This is a genomic window from Corallococcus sp. BB11-1 (genome assembly GCF_026626625.1).
Lineage (GTDB): Bacteria > Myxococcota > Myxococcia > Myxococcales > Myxococcaceae > Corallococcus > Corallococcus soli.
Map to the genome: position 1 here is coordinate 422641 of NZ_JAPNJY010000031.1, position 18183 is coordinate 440823.

Consider the following 18183-nt stretch of genomic DNA (forward strand, 5'->3'; position numbering starts at 1 on the left):
GCCGGGGTGGCGTCACGGGTGAAGGCCATCAACTCCGCCCTGTACGAACCCACCGATGTGCAGGGGACGCTCTACTTCACCACCGGCGCCCCCGGGGGTGGCACCCTCCTGTGGCGCAGTGATGGCACGGAGGCGGGCACCGTCCAGGTGCGGGTGTTCCCGACCGGCATCTACGCGACGGGCGACTCGGTGGCGGTGGGCAACACGCTCTACTTCCAGCTCTCCGAACTGGGAGTGCCGACGGAGCAGCTCTGGATCAGCGATGGGACGTCGGGTGGAACGCGGTTCCTCAGGTCCTTCCCGCGCGACAGCCTGGGCGGCTCGCTGCTGTCCAGCTTCACGGCCCTCGGCAGCCGGCTGGTCTTCTTCCACCAGCCGGTGGGAATGGCCCCCGAGCTGTGGCGCTCGGATGGGACGAGCGTGGGCACGGTGGGGGTCGCGCAGCTCCCCGGGGTCATCGGACTCGACCAGGGCCAGACCCTGCGCGTCGGCAACGCCCTGCTCTTCTTCCGCTCCCAGGGAGGGAGCACCACGCTGTGGCGCACCGACGGCACGAGCGCGGGGACGCGCGCCCTCAAGCAGGTGGATGCGGGCGCCGTGAGCCTCAGGGAGGTGAGCGCGGCGGGGAGTCCGGGCCTGTTCGTCTTCCAGGACGGCCCGAACCACGAGGTCTGGCGAACGGATGGCACGGCGGGGGGCACGTTCCGGATGGACGCGTTCGGCAGGCCCGTCCAGTTGCTCGGGACGTTGGGCTCCTTCGTCTACGTGGCGTCCACGGAGCCGACGACGAACCGGCTGCGCATCGACCGTCTGTCATTGGGCGGCGGGGGCAAGACGCTCATCACCACCCTGCCCCCCAATCCGGCCGGCCTGTTGCCCGAGGTGCGGCAGAAGACCGTCTCCGGAGGCAGCCTCTACTTCTCGGTGGGCCTGCGCGACACGGGGGGCGTACTCCAGGAGGTGTCGCTGTGGACGAGCAATGGGACCGCCGCGGGGACGCGCCAGCTCTCCCGCGCGCTGCCCGTGGATCCGTACAGCGACTCCCCGGTGTTCGCCACCGGCGGGGGCGTTGTCCTCTTCCACAGTGAGTCCAATTCCGTCTCCACGCCCTGGTTCACCCGGGGCACCGTGGCGACGACCGGCCAACTGTCGGGTGTCCGGGTCCTGGGGATTCCGAACGCGGGGAGAGAGCCGTTCGTCCGCTCGGGCAACCGCGTCTTCTTCTCCGCCATCGAGGACGACGGCGCGGCCCAGCTCTGGTCCGCGCCGGTCAGCTTCACCTGCCCTGCGGGGTTGAGCGAAGCACGGGAGTAGCGACAACAGTCTTCAACATCGCGGGCTCCGGGGCAGCCACCAGCCCCGGAGCTCCGACTCCGTTTCCAAGTGGAGGCGGCGCAAGGCCCTGCAGGGCGATCGCAAACGGCCCCAGGCGCACGCCCGGCTTAAGGACCTCCTCCTCGCGAGCAGGACTCCTTTCGAGTTCCGTACGGGTGTGGCTCTCATCCTGAGCAGCCAGCAGTCCCCTCGTGAGTTCAGCCCCTTGTGCGGAGCTTGGCGGTTGGGCGAGCATCCAGCTCCCCTCGGAGCGTGCTCAGGATGAGAGCCACACCCTTCCGTACTGCTAACTCTCAACCTTGAACTGTCCGATTTGACGGGGGCGACTCCACTTTGATGTCGGCCTCAGTCAACACAACGTGCCACGCATTGGCCTCCTGCCGATGGGCATCAACTAACCACTGGGGTGGCGATGGCGGATAGGGTCGTAATTCTCGCTCGCCGAACGCGAACCACACAATGGCGCGCCCGCCTGCGTACTGCCGGAGCAGCTCCTCTCGAACGTAGAGAATGTCAGCATCGAGCCCATCGACTCCGCTGAGGGTGATCGTGGCCCGGCTTCCGTCTGGGAGGAACTGATCGAAGGATTGCGCGGCGCTGCGAAGATCGAATCGATGCGAGAAGGGCTGGGACGGCACCCGCGCGTTTCCCGCTCGGTTCATCTCACTGTGGTAGCTCTCCCACGCGTAGTCGTGTGCAAGCACCTCCACGTCCACCGCATCGATATCGACGCGTACATTCTCGCAGTATGCGTCCTCGGCGAGCGCCGCGGACGCGAAGTTGGGGTGCCAGGGGATTTCGCCGGCGAAGATGTAGTGGTCGCTCGGAACGTCACTAGTTCCCCACGGGCGAGTCCCGGCCATCAGGGCGGACACAAGTCGTGGCTCGCTTTCCTTCGAGACCACCAGCGCCGAAATGGACGCCCACGCATGGCGGCCAAGCACCCTGTCGCTAGCGCTGACATGGCCATGTACGGCGAGCCACGGTCCAGGGTGTCCACCGATTGCGTCTCGACGAATGATACCGATAGGTAGCGACGTGGTGCCCTTACGCACCCAATCTTCGTGGCTCTCCACGGTCGGAGATAGCCACGCCTCGAGCACCGAAGCCCTCCCGTCAGTGGGCGGCTCCTCCGGGAATGACGGGTCGATATCGACGTCGGAGAACGGACGACTCGTGCGAGGAAAGTGGCCCCGATCCTCGAGTAGCCCAGCGTACGTGAAGAAGCCGATCCAGCCGTACTTCTTGCCGTAGCGTTCTACAGGCGGACGACCTCCACGACCATATCGATAGGCATCCTCGGCGATCCTGCGGTCCAGCGCATCGAAGCTCGCAGTTCGCCAGCCGAGCTCCGACACAACGCCTCGTACATACGCCACCGCAGCCTGATGGCCTGCATGGTCCATGTCGTAGTTGGAACGGTCTTCGAACAGCCTCCCCAGTTTGTAGTTCTCGAAGTCCATGTGGAGCGTTCGCCCCGCCTCATCTGCTCCTGCGTCGCCCTTGGCCAAGGGCTGTACCGGTGCGGGTACAGCGAACGACCACGTTCCGCTCAGCGAGCCGGAAAGTGCAGACGCGTAGAACTTCGTGGCGAAGGCGACGATGCCTCGCACGTAGAGTCGTGCGAGGTAGTGGTGCGTTGGCGCGCTCGCAGACGATCCCACGAGCGTCGACTCAACCTGCTCGAGAAACGGCTTTAGATGTGCTGCGAACTCAGCGTCTGCATGCTGGTGGCTCAGGACGATACCGTATGCGGCCGCGAGCATGCGCTCGCCCACGTAGGCGTCGTTCACGGCCAGCGAGTCGATGGTCAGTAAGAAGAGCCCTTCGGGATCGACGCGCCCGAACCAATAGAGAGCGCGAGTCGCTTGGTCTCGAAGCGGCCGGACCGTACTCGTGAGCGTCCACATCACCCAGCGAGCGCGCAGCCTATCGCCGGTGCGCACTTGCTTCGACCGCCAGCGCTGCTCCAGATGTTCTAGGTCGCGGAGTACACTTCGACCTCTCGCCAACACATCGTCATGGTTCCTGCGGAGCCACTCTGTCCACCGCAGGTCGCGATCCGCCACCGTCATCGTCCGCAGTGTTCGGTCCAGTGCCTCGGCGTTCAGCGGGTGGCTTGGCGTTCCTCGCACTTGCCAGAGGCGATTAAGAATCTCTGCGTCTCCTGTGCGCATGAGGTCGAGCAATGCGTCGACCGTCACCGCGTCGAGGAACGCCGGTTCGAGGTGCGCCGCCGACCGAAGAGCACGCCCACGCAGCGGTTCGTCTACCAACTGCCAGAGCTGCTTCGAGCGAAACCGTCGAGGCACCTGCCCGACCAACGACAGGACAACGTCATCGGCAAGCGGATGGCGGACGTTGTAGTCGCCAGCGAGCAAGGTCGTGGTTGACGGCTTTTTGATCCACGTCTCGAAGGAACTCTGCCCATGCTTCGCAAGCAGCGCGTTGGCGATGACGTGTCCGCCCAATAGGTCGTACACGGGCACAAACGTGTCGCTTCCGTTCGAAGGCATGCGGAGCAGGACACCCTCATGCTCCAGCGCTCGCACGAGGCTCTGGTCCCAGGGCCGCTGCGCATCGCCGAGGAGGTTTCGCAGCTCGGCGAGCTCAATCGAACGGGCTCCCGACTCCCACAGCTTGTTGGCGATGGTCGCGATCGCCGCGTTCACGTCGTGTGCATAGAACCGGTGCGCGCGAGGAGCCAGCTCGACGACCCGAACGCCAACTTGCTCCAGGTAGCGCTCGAAGAGCGCCGTCAGTGAACCCGGCATCGCATTGGCGCCGACGAGCTGCTGCCTAGTCGGGTTCGTCACCTCGCAGAAGAGCCGTAGCGTGAGCGGGTGTCGCAAGAATCCGGGCAATGAGGCGTCCGTGGCGTCAATCTTCCAGTAGCGGAAGTGCTCACGAGCCGCCTCAACGGTCTCCTCTCCGTAGTCCTTGATCTCGACGCAGCGTGTTCCATCGGGGAGAGCATCGTCCACAAACTCGGGTCGCAAGGTGCAAACCAGAAGTACGTAGGGATACTTCGCGAGGGTGGTCTCTAACGAGGCGAGTAGGGGCTTCCACGTCCGTGGATCCTCGGACTCATTGAGGCCGTCGATGAACACTGGAAGACGGTGGCGAGCCCGCTGTCCTGCGGCATCCACCGCTGTGAGCAAGGACTCGATGCTCGGCACAGGCTGAGCCGCGATCGATACGCGGCGAGCCAAGTCATCGAGCGTGTAAGTCGCGTGCAGGTCTCGGCCGTGTAGCAGCACTCCGTGGGGTCGCGTCGTCGTTCCTGCCGTGAGTTGAGCCGCGAGGTGCGTCTTCCCACAGCCCGCTGGCGCAAGCACTGCAACCAACCGCGAAGAAAAACCTGCCTCGACATCACCGAGCAGCCGTACTGCGTCGTGACAACCGGCAACAGTATTCGTTGCGTAGAGACCGGCTCGGTGGTTCCCGGTTCGAAGTCTCCGAGGGGCCGTCGCTACGGCGACGGGGAGCGCGCGTGGATGCGCATCGAACTCATCGCGAAGCAAATCCAGATCGCCGTTACGGATGCCTTCAGCAACCCTGTCCAGGGTGTCTGCCGATTGCCTTGACGTCGCGACGACACCCGTCACGAACGGTGCGAGTAGAGGAGGCACCGGTGGCGAGGCCTCGACTGCCTCGGCAGATGTGCGCAGCTCTGCCGATAGCGCACGAAGCTCGTCCAACGACTCCGCCTCGCCAAGCATGCGGCGCAGCTCACGCTCGGCTTCGCCAACGTGATGCACCTCGGGCTGCCACCGTGCTCGAATCGGAGCGACGGCCTGCTCGTGGCGTTCACGCAGGATGTCTGGCGTTAGTACCAGCTCGCCGAAGTAGGTGCTGCGAAGAACCGCCGCTTGCCCAGCAAGATGGTTGTCGACCTCGTCACCCGTCCAGAGGTGGAGCTTCATCTTCGATGAGAGCCGGTTGAACCAGTCTTGGTCGTCCTTGGTCAGCGTACGGCGTGTCCACAGGACCCAATCCGTGAGGTCAGGAAGATGGGCCTCTGTCTTTCGGAGACCTTCCTCGATCTTCGCTCGCCTTGTCGCCCCCAACGAGCCGTTGGCAGCGAGGTCGTACCACTTGCACTGCCAGCCCCACCACCGCCCCGGATCGCCGAGCGCATCGCAGTGCTTGTCGAGCTTAAGATGGAACTCCACGCCCGGCTGGTTCGCGAGGGCACGAAAGGCGCCGAAGCTGCCGAAGTTCTGGCGCACGATGCCCCGGCAGAGCAGCTCGAAGTTCTTCTCCGCGCTCCCCGGTAAACCGGCGAAGATGTCCCAGTTCAGCGCTGGCATCGCGTCTCCACGTTCATCGGTCTTTCCCGTGGGCCGTGTCCGGGTAGTCGTGGGCCGAGTAGACCTCGATCCGCGCGCCCTTCAGAAACATCACCTTGAGGAACGCAGAGATGTCGATTTCCTCCGTCGTTAGGACGAGGTCATTGCCTTCGATCTTGACGCTGACCTCGTATGCAAACTGCTCGACCTCCTGAGGTCCGATGGAGACGTTCAGGCGCCCGAGCAGGTCGAGCATTGCGCTGCCGTACCGATCCGATGGGCTGCCCAAGGTCAGAGTACCGTTGGTTTGATCCTCGGCGACTTGGCTCGTCAGCGCGTCGATGATCTCCTTGGCCTTCGTTGCATCACTGGCATTCTCGAAGTGACCGATCATCACAAGGTTCGCGGAGTGCTCGGAGCCGTGTTGGTACCAGATTTTCATGTGTCGTTCTCCGCGAGGTCGTGAGCGAGTCGGTCGAGCGCCTGCAGCACGCCACCCTCGCCGAGTGGAATGCCGACCTCGGCGTAGGAGGAATGCTTGAGCACACCCATCGCGTCGATGTGTGCGTATGCGCGGAGACCACGTTCCTCACTCAACGGATCACAGGTCGGAAAGCCCTCGGCGCTCGCCTCGTTGATGCACAACTTCAGGGGGCCTCTATACGCGTCGACCCAACGACGAAGGCCCTGTACGGCACCCACGTCGATCTCCTTCACGCTGCGCACGGCCACCTGCGGGAGCAGCAACAGCTCGCACGCTCCAGCATCTGCGGCAAAGCGGGCGACGTCATTAAGGTCGGGCAGCGTGCGCTCGTTGATGACAACGTTGACGCCGAAGCGTGAGATGGCTCGAACGCATCCCAGGCGTTCAAGTAGCTCGGCGAACGAACGCCGTCGGATGGACTCGTAGGTCGCACCAACACCGTCCATGCTCACGCGGATGAAGTGGACGCTGCCGCGAAGGCGCTCAGCCAGCTCACTGTCAATGTGGTGGCCGTGCGTCGTGAACGACACCGAGAGCCGCGTCTCGTGGGCCGCGTACTGACAGAGCTTTACGAATTCGGGGTAGCGCGTCGGCTCACCACCACCGAATCCGATCCCCAGAGTGCCGTGCGCATCGAGTTCAGCAAGCCATCGCGTGATCGTGTCGAACCGCAGCTCGTCGCGAGACTTCGGCGCGTAGCAGTGCGCGCACGCCAAGTCGCAGCGGTTCGTGAGCGCGATGGAGACCTGCCGAGGTGCGCGAGAGTGGAGAGAGGCAGGAACAGGGAGTTCGTCGAGAAGTACGTTTAGACCAGTGGTGCGGTCGAAGAGATGTACGCCTGCCGCCGAACACCGTTGCTTCCACTGGCGTCGTGGAGTGGCACGACGTTCGTGGGATGAGGTGCCGTTCATGAGCGTCTCCGTAGATGCGTCGCTCGGGGAACGACCGCATTCTTCGGCGCGAGCTGCGCGTACAACTCGTGGAGCTTCGCCCGTAACAGCTCCTTTGACGGCAGGAACGTCTGGTACTCGGCGACGAGCGTGGGCGCCGTCGTCCGCGCGAGCGCGTACTCGACGACCTCGTCGTCCTTCGTTGCGCAGAGGAGCACGCCTATCGAGGGCCGCTCGTGGAGCTTCTTCACGTCGCGGTCAAGCGCCTCGACGTAGAACGACAGCTGTCCGAGATCGGCAGGCTTGAACTTGTCGACCTTCAGCTCGAAGGCGACGAGGCACTGAATACCACGGTGGAAGAACACGAGGTCGATCGCGAAGTCCTGGCTACCGACCTGCACCGGGTACTGCGAGCCGACGAAACAGAAGTCGCGACCCAGCTCGGTGAGGAAGCGGCCGAGGTTCCGAAGGAGCGCGTCGTGGAGGTCGGCCTCGGAGTGATCCGCGGCGAGGCCGAGAAACTCAATGTTGTAGGCGTTCTTGAACTCGTCGATTGCCGTCGGGTGGGTTTGTCTCACCGCTGGCGAGACTTTCTTCGTGGCGCGTGCCTCGCGAAGGACGGCGCCCGATCGGATCTGCCGTTCGAGTTCCCGCTTGGGCCAGCGATCCTTGATGGCGGCGAGGATGTAGAACTCGCGTGTCTCGACGGGCTTGGCCTGGCTGAGGATGATGAGGTGGTGCGTCCACGGCAATTGTCTCACCAGCGGTGAGACTTTTCGGTTCGACCGGTACGCCTCATAGAACTGTCGCATCCGAAAGAGGTTCGGGCGCGTATAGCCCCGGACGCCCGGGTAGCGCCTCGCGAGATCGGCGGCGAGATCCTCGACGATGCCATCGCCCCACTCGGCGCTGGCGATCTTCTGGCTGATGTACTCGCCCAGCTCCCAGTAGTGGGCCACCAGCTCCGTGTTCACCGCCTGGTACACGCGTCGTCGGGCCGCCTCGATGAGCACGATGATCTCGACGAACCGCGTGTCTCCGCCGTCGACGATCGCCCGCTTTGCACGAGGCACGGCGAGCGCCGTCGCCTTGGTGGCTGCGGGCTTCGTGCGCGTGAGGCGCTTCTTCGAGGAGGACTTCTTCGTCATGCGAAAGGGGGGAACATAGGTTCCGGCGAACCTTGCAATTTCGCAAGCGAATCTGGCCGGTCGATTTCGTGTCCCGTTTCGGCGGGGAAGACCGCGTTTCTTTCCCAGAGACCCACCAAAGGACCACCCCATTGCGGCTACCGGAAATTCGGGGCCAGTGCCCGAGTGCGTCAGCGAACACGTCATTGCATGTGAGCTTGCCCCGGCGCTCCCAAGCAGTGAACGCACCATTCGGGTGCTTGCCATGGCACCCTGCTCGACGGGAGGCAGAGGGTGTGAGGCCGAGGGAAAGGCCGTAAGGCTGAATTTATGTTGGATTACTTCGTGGACACTCCACTCGCGACGGCCCTGCGGGAATGGCGCCCTCCGGCCGTGGTTGAAGCGAAAACCGGGCGCACCGTGCCGCCCTGCCCGCCCTCCGTCTCCGAGGGAACCTCGGATTGAAGCCCGATTCCACCGCATGGTAGGACGCGGGTGGCTGCTCGCCTCGACGGAACATCATGGAATCCCCCGGAGCTGGACGGCCTCGTCGGCGAGTGAAGCGGATCATCGCGGGCGCGCTGCTCGGGCTCGTCGCGACCGTCGTGCTGCTCGTGGTTGTCGCAGTGGCCGCGCTGCACGACCTCGGTCGCCCCTGGCTGAAGCAGCGCATCGTCTCCCAGGTGGAAGCGGCCAGTGGCCTGCGGGTGGACTACCAGGCCGCGCGCGTCGCGGTGCTCTCCGGGTTGTACCTGGAGGGGCTGGTGGTGCGGACCCCGCCGCCGTTCGACAGCGCCGCACCCGAGCTGCTGCGCGTCGGGAGGCTGGAGGCGCACTGGTCGCCCGGTGACCTGCTGAGCCGGACACCGCGCGTCGAACGCGTGGTCGCGAGGGACGTGACCTTCACCCAGGTGGCCGATGATGCGGGCCCAACCTCCGTCGATGCCTTGTCGGGCCCCGAGGCCCCCGAGCCGGCGCCCGTCGAACCTCCCCTCGGAGCCTCGCGGCAGGCCGCGGACTTCCTCGCCTCCGCCCCTCCGTTCGGGAGGATTGAGCTGTCGAACGTGTCCCTGGGCTACGTCCGCGTCCGGAACAGCGCCGTGGTCGACCGCTGGACCCTGGGCGGGCTCGCAGCCGGGATTGAAGCGAAGCGCCACGACGGGAAATGGAAGCTCTTCGCGGAGCTGGGCCAGCCCGGACGGCCCCTGCCGCTCGTCCTGGGCCGGGAAGCTCCCGCGACGCCCGCCGCCCAGGCCGAGCTGGAGCTGACCCTCTCAGTGGAGGTGGGTGCCTCCGACGCACGCGCGAAGGTGGACCTGGACGTCGCACGGCAGACGTTTGATCCCCGGTTCACCGTCCGCACGCTGCTGCACGGCGCGGTGTCGGCGAAGTTCGAGGGCGACAAGCAGCACATCGCCGTCGACCTGGACCGCACCCGACTGGCCGACAGCGCCGAAGTGCAGGCGCAACTGGTGCTCCCGGATGCGGCGGAGCTTCCCCCCGTCCTGACCCGGGCCCTGGCGGACGTGGACCTGGGACGGCTGTTGCAAGCGGTTCCCGCTGACCTGCGCCCCGTCTCCCTGGAGCGCGGCAAGGTGCACCTGGATGCGCGGGACGTCACGCTCAGCGCCATGCCCCAACTGGGGCCACAGGGCAGGCTCGGGCTGGAGGTGGAGGTCTCGGCGCTCCAGCACAGCCAGGACACGCTCCGGCTGTCACTCGGCGGCGGAACCATCTCCCTGAGCGCGACCCCGGATCCCCAGCAGGGGCTCACCGCGCAGCTCACCTTCGCGCTCCAGGGGCTGGATGTCCGGGGGCCCACCGCGCTGCGCATCCCCAAGGCCTCCGGCGAGCTGACAGGCCGCCAGCTGCGACCGGACCTCGCATCGCCCCTCCAGGTCGCGGGGGACGTGGCCCTGTCTGGCAAGGTGGAGGCCCTGGAGGCCCGCGCCTCCGGCGTCCAGGTGATGGCCGAGCGCCTGGGATTGGGTCTTCAGGCTCCGCTCGCCGGCAAGCCGCCCTTCACGCTGAAGGCAGACATCCCCGTGGGGATGCTCCAGGTCACTACGGCGGAGGGACGCGAGCTGCTGAAGGGCCCGGTGAACGTGAAGCTCCACGCATGGGACGCGTTCCCCGTTTGGGATGAGCCCCGGCGCAGCCGCGCGCGCGCCCGGCTGGAGCTCGACGTCGGCACGCTGCACGCGTCGTTGGAGGCCACCAAGGGGACCGACGACGTCGCCTATGCGCTGGACGTGAAGACGCCGGACCTCATCGCCGCCCGGCCCTTCATCCCCGACTCCGTCGCCGCGCACGTCCCCTGGAAGGAGTTGGGGGTGGCCCTGACGTCCAAGGGCAAGCTGACGGCGCTCTTCTCCGCCTCCCCCCGGCTGGAGCACCAGACGGAGCTGCGCTTGCAGCGGCCGGGCTGGGGCGACGTGACGGCGCGCGACGCCGCCTTCGTGCTGCGCTCCCACGGCGATGCGTGGCGCCACCAGGGCGAGCTGGACCTCCAGTTCGAAGGGCTGCGCATTGGCGACAGCGACGCGGGCGCCCAGCATCAGCGCCTCACGCTGGACCTGGATCGCCGCAAGCCTTCGCTTCGGCTGGGAATCACCGGCCAGACGGGGCTGAAGCTCTCTCTCGACGCCGCGCTGGCCTTCGACCGCAAGACCCGGGGACTCCGCGTGGACGTGAAGGGCGACCTTCCGCCCCTGGGTCCCCTTTCGCCCCTGCTGGTCCGGGCCCGGGTGCCCCGGGAGCTGGAGCCCTCGCGGATGGCCTTCAACGGGGAGATCCACGGCACGCTGTTCGGCGTGCTCACGGGCTTCGCCGCGGATGGCACCCCACGCTTCGCGCCCGATCCGCTGCGCACCATCGCCTTCGACGGGACCGCGGAGGTGGACGGGCGGGGGCTCCGCTGGAAGCAGGACGCCCTGTCCATCAACCTCCCCGAGGCGCACTGGAAGGCCGAGTCACACATCGACGGGCCCCGGCGCCGCCTCCACAGCCTCCTGACGGCGGAGAAGCTCTCCGTGGGCATGAGCGACCGGCGCCTGTCATTCGCCGGGCTATCAAGCGACACCACCGTCAACTTCACCGACAAGCTGGAAGCGGAGGAGATGGAAGGCAGACACCAGATCAAGGTCCGCACCCTTGAACAGAAGCCGGCGCTGCCCTACCCCGCCCAGGACCTGGAGACGTCCTTCACCCTCCGCCACAACCCCCGTGGCGTCCTCCACGTCCCCGACCTGAAGCTCTCCAGCCCGGGGACCGGCACCGAGCTGAAGGTGCAGGGGCGGTTCGACTTCAGCGACGGCCGGCGCCGGCTGGCCTTCCGAGGAGAGCTGGAGCAGGACCTGTCCCGGCTCGCGCAAGCGGGCCGCATCGAGAGCAGCGGCAAGGTCGCCGTCACCTTCCGGGTGGCGTCACCCGACCTCGTGGTCTTCCGGACCCTCTCCCACCTGGTCTTCCAGAACGTGAACCTGCGGCTGCCCGGCTCCGGCGTCGCGGTCGAGACGCTCGATGGCAACGTGCCGCTGACGGAGAACGTGCAGTTCACCGATGGTCAGGTGCGGCTCTTGAGCGACAGCGACGTCAACCCCTACTCGATGCTGCGCTTCGCCGACCAGCACCCCCTGATGTCGGGCAGCAGCTTCGTGTCGGTGGGCCGCATCACCACGCCCATGCTCACCATCGCGCCCCTCGCGGGCAACCTGTCCATCCACCAGAACGTGGTGTCCATGAGCCAGCTGGAGATGGGCGTCCGGGGCGGGCGCATCACCGGCCAGTGCCTGCTGGACTGGCAGGGCAAGCACTCCACGCTGGAGGCCCACGTGCGGGCGACGGGCGTGAAGTCGTCCCGGGGCGAGCCCTTCGACGGCAACGCCGCCGTGGTCATCTCCGCCAGGGACCGCAGCGTCAACGGGCGCGCGGAGATCCTGCGCATCGGCAACCGCCACCTGCTCGACCTGCTCGACCTGGAGGATCCACGCCACGTGGATCCCGCCACCAACCGCGTCCGCTACGCATTGCGACTGGGCTACCCGGAGAACGTGCGGGTGAGCTTCAACCAGGGCTTCGGCAGCCTGCGCATCACCATGGGCGGGCTGGCGAAGCTCATCAGCATCGATGAGATCCGGGGCATCCCCATGGGACCGCTCGTCGACCGGATGCTCCTCTCCCTGACTCCCCCGGAGGCCACGCCATGAAACACCGTGGGTTGCTGCTCCTCGCCGCGCTCGCCGCTCCTGGCTGCATCCGCGCCCCGGAGATCGTCCTGGTCGACCGCGCGACGGCGCTGGAGGAACAGGCCGCGGGCTCGTTCAAGGACGTGGAGCAGCGGCTGGCCCGCGCGGGCATGAACCCGACGCCCGTGCCGCTCACGCCCAACCAACTGGAGGACCTGGGCGTCCAGCCCACGCCGCTCATCGAGAACATCGGCAGGACGCAGGCGGACCGCGTCGACGATCTGTTGCGGCGTCACTGCGTGGGCGAGGGCCGGGAGGGGCTGCTGGTGGTCACCCGGCGCCAGTGTCAGGCCGGGCGCATGTCCTCCGACGACGTCGCGCTGGTGGAGCGGGTGAACCGCGGCCGGATGCAGGTGTGGCAGTGGATGCACTCGGTGCGACCGGGCGTGCCGGAGGCAACGCTGCGCAAGACCTGGCAGCAGGCACACGCGGAAGGGGTGGTCTGCGGCGGCTGGGTGGAAGCGGGCGACGGCACCTGGGGAGAGAAGAAGTGCTGACGCCCGGGGGCCGGTGGCTCGCGGTCCTGTGCGTGCTCCTGGCGGGCGTGGCCGGGGCCCAGGATGACGAGCCCGACGGGGGCATGCGCACGCTCTCGCGGCTCACCGTGGGCATGGGGGACCAGTTCCTGGGGCAGCTGGCGCCGGATGGGAACACGCTGCTCTTCGTGTCCAACCGCAACATCGCGACCGAGCTCTACACCCAGGACCTGGAGCAGGGCCGCGAGCGGCGCCTCTTCGACGAAGGCGCGGACGTGACGTGGCCGCGCATCAGCCCCGATGGCAAGCGCCTGCTCTACATCTCGTTCCGGACCCAGGCCGGCGGGCAGCTGTGCGTGAGGGACCTGCCGGCCGCCGAGGAGCGCCACTGCCTGGAGGAGGAGACCAGCGCGCTTCAGGCCGAGTGGATCGACAACGCGCACATCGCGCTGGTGAGCCGCGCGGACATCCAGGGCGACCTGCGCCTGTCGCGGGTCGCGGTGGAGCGCGAGTGGGGCGTGCGCCCGCTGCTCGTGCGCAACCTGACCAGCCCCACGGTCTCCCCCGATGGGCGCTGGCTGGTGTACGTCCCCATCGAGCGCTCCGTGCAGCAGGTGGGCCCGGGCTTCGCCGCGCGCGCCGCGCCCCATCTGGAGGCGCTCCGGCTGGACCGCCCCGACGCGACCCCCATCCCGCTGACGCTCGACCTGCCGGGGCAGACCGGCCAGCCCGTGTTCGCCCGCGATGGGCGTTCGCTGTACGTGGTGCAGTTCTTCACCGACTCCAACGCGGATGGCGCGATTGACGCCAGCGACAGCGGGGTGTTGTTCCGGGTGCCCTTCGCGTCCGACCGGGACGACGCGCCCCAACAAGCCGCGGCCTCCAGTCCGGACCAGCTCACCAGCGTGGCCTGGAGCTGCCAGTACCCGGCGCCCGCGGCCGCGTCCCTCATCGCCACCTGTTCACGCGACAAATCGCTGGACGTGTATCAGCTGCCGCTGGACGGCCTGGTCCCCAGCGACTGGGACGTGCCCCGCCTCAATGAGGAGCTGGGGATGGTGGGGAGGCGCGCGGACCAGCTGCTGCTCTACCGCCAGCGCCTGCTGCGCGAAGCGCGCCCCAAGCCGCGCCGGCTGCTGATGATGCGCCTGAGCCAGCTCCACCTGGCGTTCGAGGACTTCGACGCGGCGGACTTCTACGCCCGCCACATGTCGTCCGTGGAGGACCCCGCCACCCGGGGCCTGTCGGAGCCGCTGCGGATCCTCATCGACCACCGGAAGGCCATGAAGGAGCGCGAGCGGGGCCGCATGGTGGACGAGCTGAGTGAAGCCGAACGGCAACGCATGGCCGCGTTGGATCCCGCGCATGCGCCCAGCCCGCCGTCCGCCGTCTTCCAGCACGTGGTGCGCAGTGAGCTGGCGGAGTCCTCGGGCGACTTCACCCGGGCGCGCCAGGAGCTGGAGGCGGCCCAGCTGACGGACACCACGCCGCGCGCGGTGCTGGAGGCGTGGTTCGAACGCGCGGACGCGCTGTACCGGGCGCTCGACGACCGGGCGGCCCTGCACGACGCCGGCCGCCGGCTGTCCATGAACAAGGTCTTCCGTGAAGACGACCAGCTCGACTTCGCCCGCGCCGCCGTCCGCGCGCTGTACCGGGGGCGCCCCTATGCGGAGGCGGACGCCGCGATGGCCCAGGCGCTCGAGACGGCGCCCGCCGGGTCCGCGTATGCCTTTGCCCTGGAGCTGGGCCGGCACGTCAATGCCTTGCACGAGGAGCGCCCGCCCCGCCCCGTCCGGGATGCGCTGATGGCCTTCTACCATCAGCAGAAGGACCCGCTCCGGCGGCGCGCGCTGGTGCAGGACGCCGTCGAGCGCGCGGCGAGCCTCGGCGCGGATGGCGTGCTGGAGGCCCTGGCGTCGGCCTACGTCGAGGACGCCCCCGCTGGCACCGAGGAGGCCCGCCGCGCTGACCGGCTGTTCCGCCGCGCGATGATGGGCCGTGCATACCGCCGGATGGGAAGGCAGCGCCTGGACGAAGCCCGCGCCGACTTCGACCTCGTGACGCGGCGGACGGGCTCGCTGGAGAGCGCCGTCGAATCCATGAGCCTGCGGCTGCGAGCGGGCGTCAGCCCGGAGGTGGTGGAGCAGGAGGTCACCACCACCTCCGCGAAGATGCGCGAACCGCTCAAGCGCTTCGTGAAGGCCTATGTCACGACACGCCGGTTGACCAAGCTGGAGGACGACGCCCACGCGAAGGCGGTGGCGACGGCCGTGAAGGAGCTGCGCGCGGCCTGGCCGGAGCTGAAGAACCAGCGCGCGGCGCGGGCCCTGTATGGCGCCATCCAGCACGAGGACTTCCTGCGCGGCCGCGACCCCGCCGCCGCCGAGCGCGCCAACCGGCACTACCTGGTCGCCCTGGACCTGGTGCGCAACAACATCCGCTACAAGGCCATGGTGCTGGGCGCGCTGGGGCTCCTGCACACGCAGGTGGGCAACTACCACATCGCCCTGGGCTACCTCGACCAGCGGGACGCCTACCCCTACGTGGACAACGCGGCGGGGGTGGCGGTGTCACTGGCCCGCGCCCGGGCGCTCCTGCACGTCGGCCGGGAGGCGGAGTCCGCGCAGGCGGCGGACAAGGCCCTGGCCCTGGTGGACGCCGCGCCGAAGCTGGCCCGGTTCACCACGTTGGCCCTGGATCGCGCGGCCCTCTACAACCTCGCGGCGGGCCGGTTCGAGCGGGCCCTGACGCTCTACGGCCGCGAGCTGCCGCTCGTGGAGGCCAGTCCCCGCGACGAGGCAGGGCTGCGCAACCGGCTGGTGGTGCGCCTGTCCCGCAGCGCCGCGGCGTTGGGCGCGGGTCAGCCCCAGCAGGCGTTGGAGGACCTGGAGCAGGTGGAGCGCGACCTGGCGCTCCCCGCCGTGCAGGCCACGCTGAGCCACGCGCGGGCCACGCCCCGGCAGGTCCAGCGCGCCTACGGCCTCATCGCCTCGGGCCTGCGCGCCAACGCGGAGACGCGGCTGGGGCGCCTGGACGCCGCGGCCCGCGCGCTCGAACAGCGGCGCGCGCTGTTCCTGGAGCAGTTCGACGACACGGACCGCGACGAGGACATCCGCGCGGCGACGCTGGCGGAGCTGCGGCTGGCCGAGAACGCCGTGGACCGTCAGGACCCGGCGCTGGCGGCCCGCTGGCTGGGCAAGGCGCTGGAGCACGCCGACGCGCTGATGGAGCGCACCCACGCGCCGGTCGATGCAGGGCAACTGGACGTGCTCTGGTTCGCGGCGCAGCTGCACGCGGAAGGAAAGGCGCGGCTGCCCTTCAACGTGCCCCAGCGCCTGGACAAGGCGCGGCGCGCCCTCCTCCAGCAGCGCGACCCCATCTGGCGCGACTACCTGTCGTGGTTCGACGTCTACCTGGCGCTCGGTGAGGCCGAGGGGCCTGGCCCGGTCGCCAGGGAGACGCCGGGCCAGACTCCCTAGCTCCCCCACGGACGCGAACGGCCCGGCGAGCTGGCCCTCCTCCTGGATGCAGGGCGGGCCAGCAGCCGGGCCCCGGCTGTCCATTGTCCCGGCGGCCGAGAGGTATTCGCCGGACCTGTCTCCACCTTCACGCGGTGCACTGTCAGCCAGGACGTGGAGACGCCGCGTGAAGGTGAACCTGTTCCAGCTCTTCGCGGTCTCGGCCGTGGTGATGGGCATGGCCCAGACCCTCACCCGGGAGCGCATCTTCGCCGGGGTGCGTGAGCGGCTGGGTGGGAAGGACACCTGGGCGGGCTATCTCGTGTCCTGCCCCTACTGTGCCTCCCACTACTTCGCGTTCGTGCTCGTCCCGCTCACGGGGACCTACGCCATCGACGTGACGGTGGGCGGCTGGGTGGGCGGCGTGCTGCGCTGGTTCCTGTCCTCCCTGTTGATCACCGTCATCGCGGCCTTCTTCCGCGTCATCTTCTGGTTCGTGGACGAAACCCAGGGGCTGGTGCGGCGGCGTCAGCGGACGGAAGAAGAGGAGACCGCCACCCGGCGGCTCATGCGCAAGAAGGTGGAGCGGACCATCGCGCCCCAGGAGCGCGCCGGGCCTCCGGAGCCGCCGCACTGAAGGGCGATGTGGGGCGCACCGGGACGGCGTGAGGGGAGCGGACCAACTCGTCTCCGGCGGGTCGCCGCCCTACACTGCCTCCATCCCGGAGGATGGATGCACTCGAAGAGACTTCGCAGATTCCCCTCGACCGCGGTGCGCGCGCTGGCCGCGGGCGTCGTGCTCGCCTGCGCGGCGGGCTGCTCGGACGATGAGGGCCCCGGCGTGGACGTGCCCAACCCGCTGACCAACCCCAAGGACGGGCCTCCCGCCGGCAATCCGAACGCGGAGGCCACGTGCAGCGTGCCCGCGGAGGCGGGCCTCGCGGACGTCTCCAAGCCCACCACCGTCGTGGGGACCGGGACGCCGGCGAGCTGTACGGGCGCGGCCTTCGTGGACGCCGTGGCCAGGGGCGGGGTCATCACCTTCGACTGTGGGCCGGAGCCGGTCACCCTCACGCTCGACAGGACGGCGAAGGTCTTCAACGACAAGGGGCCTGACATCGTCATCGACGGCAAGGGCCTGGTGACGCTCAGCGGGGCGGGCAAGCACCGCATCCTCTACATGAACACCTGCGACCCGAAGCAGGTGTGGACGACCTCCCACTGCCAGGACCAGGACCATCCCCGGCTGACGCTCCAGAACCTCACGTTCGTGGACGCCAGCTCCAAGGCGGAGACGGAGTTCGACGGGGGCGGGGCGGTCTGGGTGCGCGGTGGGCGGGTGAAGGTCATCAACTCCCGCTTCTTCAACAACGCCTGCGCCGACGTCGGGCCCGACGTCGGCGGGGGCGCCCTTCGCGTCTTCAGTCAGTACGAGGGGCGGCCCGTCTACGTGGTGAACACGACCTTCGGCGGCAAGGAGGGCTACGGCGGGGTCTGCTCCAACGGCGGCGGCATCAGCAGCATCGGCGTGTCGTGGACCGTCATCAACAGCCTGTTCTCCCACAACCGGGCCATCGGCAACGGCGCGAACCCCGCCAGGCCGAACACCCCGGGCGGAGGCAGCGGCGGCGCCATCTACAACGACGGCAACACGATGACGCTGTCCCTCTGCGGCACGCGAATCGAACACAACGAGGTCAACGCCCACGGCAGCGCCATCTTCTTCGTCAGCAACGACCACTCGGGCGACATCCGCATCGACCGCTCCGTCATCCAGAACAACCGGGGTGGCTCCTGGTACGAGACCTATCCGCAGATCTCCAATCACGGGGACACGCCCATCGCGGTCACGAACTCCACGATTGAGTGACGGA

10 protein-coding genes are annotated in these 18183 nt (G+C 68.0%); 6 read left to right on the forward strand and 4 right to left on the reverse strand.

All coding sequences use genetic code 11. The annotated features are described in order from the left end of the window. Positions 1–6 precede the first annotated feature (6 nt). A complete protein-coding gene (locus OV207_RS27800) occupies positions 7–1314 on the forward strand; it encodes a hypothetical protein (protein WP_267558079.1) in 1308 nt (435 codons plus the stop codon). 314 nt (positions 1315–1628) lie between these two features. On the opposite strand, the gene OV207_RS27805 is transcribed toward OV207_RS27800, so the two are convergent. From OV207_RS27805 to OV207_RS27820, 4 genes are read right to left on the reverse strand one after another with little or no spacing between them, the layout of a single operon-like run. Then, entirely contained in the window at positions 1629–5648 is a 4020-nt protein-coding gene (locus OV207_RS27805) for an NACHT domain-containing protein (RefSeq protein WP_267558080.1), read from the reverse strand. Between the two features lie 13 nt (positions 5649–5661). Then, entirely contained in the window at positions 5662–6069 is a 408-nt protein-coding gene (locus tag OV207_RS27810; protein ID WP_267558081.1) for a DUF6375 family protein, read from the reverse strand. After that, positions 6066–7022 (reverse strand): radical SAM protein, encoded by a 957-nt coding sequence (locus OV207_RS27815; RefSeq protein WP_267558082.1) that lies wholly within the window; start codon positions 7020–7022, stop codon positions 6066–6068. Before OV207_RS27815 ends, OV207_RS27810 begins: the two co-directional genes overlap by 4 nt. Further along, the gene (locus tag OV207_RS27820; protein WP_267558083.1) at positions 7019–8149 is read right to left on the reverse strand and encodes a PDDEXK nuclease domain-containing protein; all 1131 of its coding nucleotides are present in this window, start codon (positions 8147–8149) and stop codon (positions 7019–7021) included. Before OV207_RS27820 ends, OV207_RS27815 begins: the two co-directional genes overlap by 4 nt. A gap of 500 nt (positions 8150–8649) precedes the next feature. Between OV207_RS27820 and OV207_RS27825 the strand changes: the two genes are divergently transcribed. From OV207_RS27825 to OV207_RS27845, 5 genes are all read left to right on the forward strand, one after another. Next, positions 8650–12336, forward strand: coding sequence for a hypothetical protein (locus tag OV207_RS27825; RefSeq protein ID WP_267558084.1), 3687 nt, complete (start codon positions 8650–8652; stop codon positions 12334–12336). Then, the gene (locus OV207_RS27830) at positions 12333–12872 is read left to right on the forward strand and encodes a DUF1318 domain-containing protein (protein ID WP_267558085.1); all 540 of its coding nucleotides are present in this window, start codon (positions 12333–12335) and stop codon (positions 12870–12872) included. The genes OV207_RS27825 and OV207_RS27830 overlap by 4 nt, the downstream gene beginning before the upstream one ends. Next, complete coding sequence (locus tag OV207_RS27835) at positions 12866–16330, forward strand: hypothetical protein (RefSeq protein ID WP_267558086.1); 3465 nt, start codon at positions 12866–12868, stop codon at positions 16328–16330. The genes OV207_RS27830 and OV207_RS27835 overlap by 7 nt, the downstream gene beginning before the upstream one ends. Before the next feature lie 166 nt (positions 16331–16496). Further along, positions 16497–16946: a hypothetical protein gene (locus OV207_RS27840; RefSeq protein WP_267558087.1), complete on the forward strand. Its 450-nt coding sequence runs from the start codon at positions 16497–16499 to the stop codon at positions 16944–16946. Between the two features lie 96 nt (positions 16947–17042). Next, positions 17043–18179, forward strand: coding sequence for a hypothetical protein (locus OV207_RS27845; protein ID WP_267558088.1), 1137 nt, complete (start codon positions 17043–17045; stop codon positions 18177–18179). Positions 18180–18183: the final 4 nt, after the last annotated feature.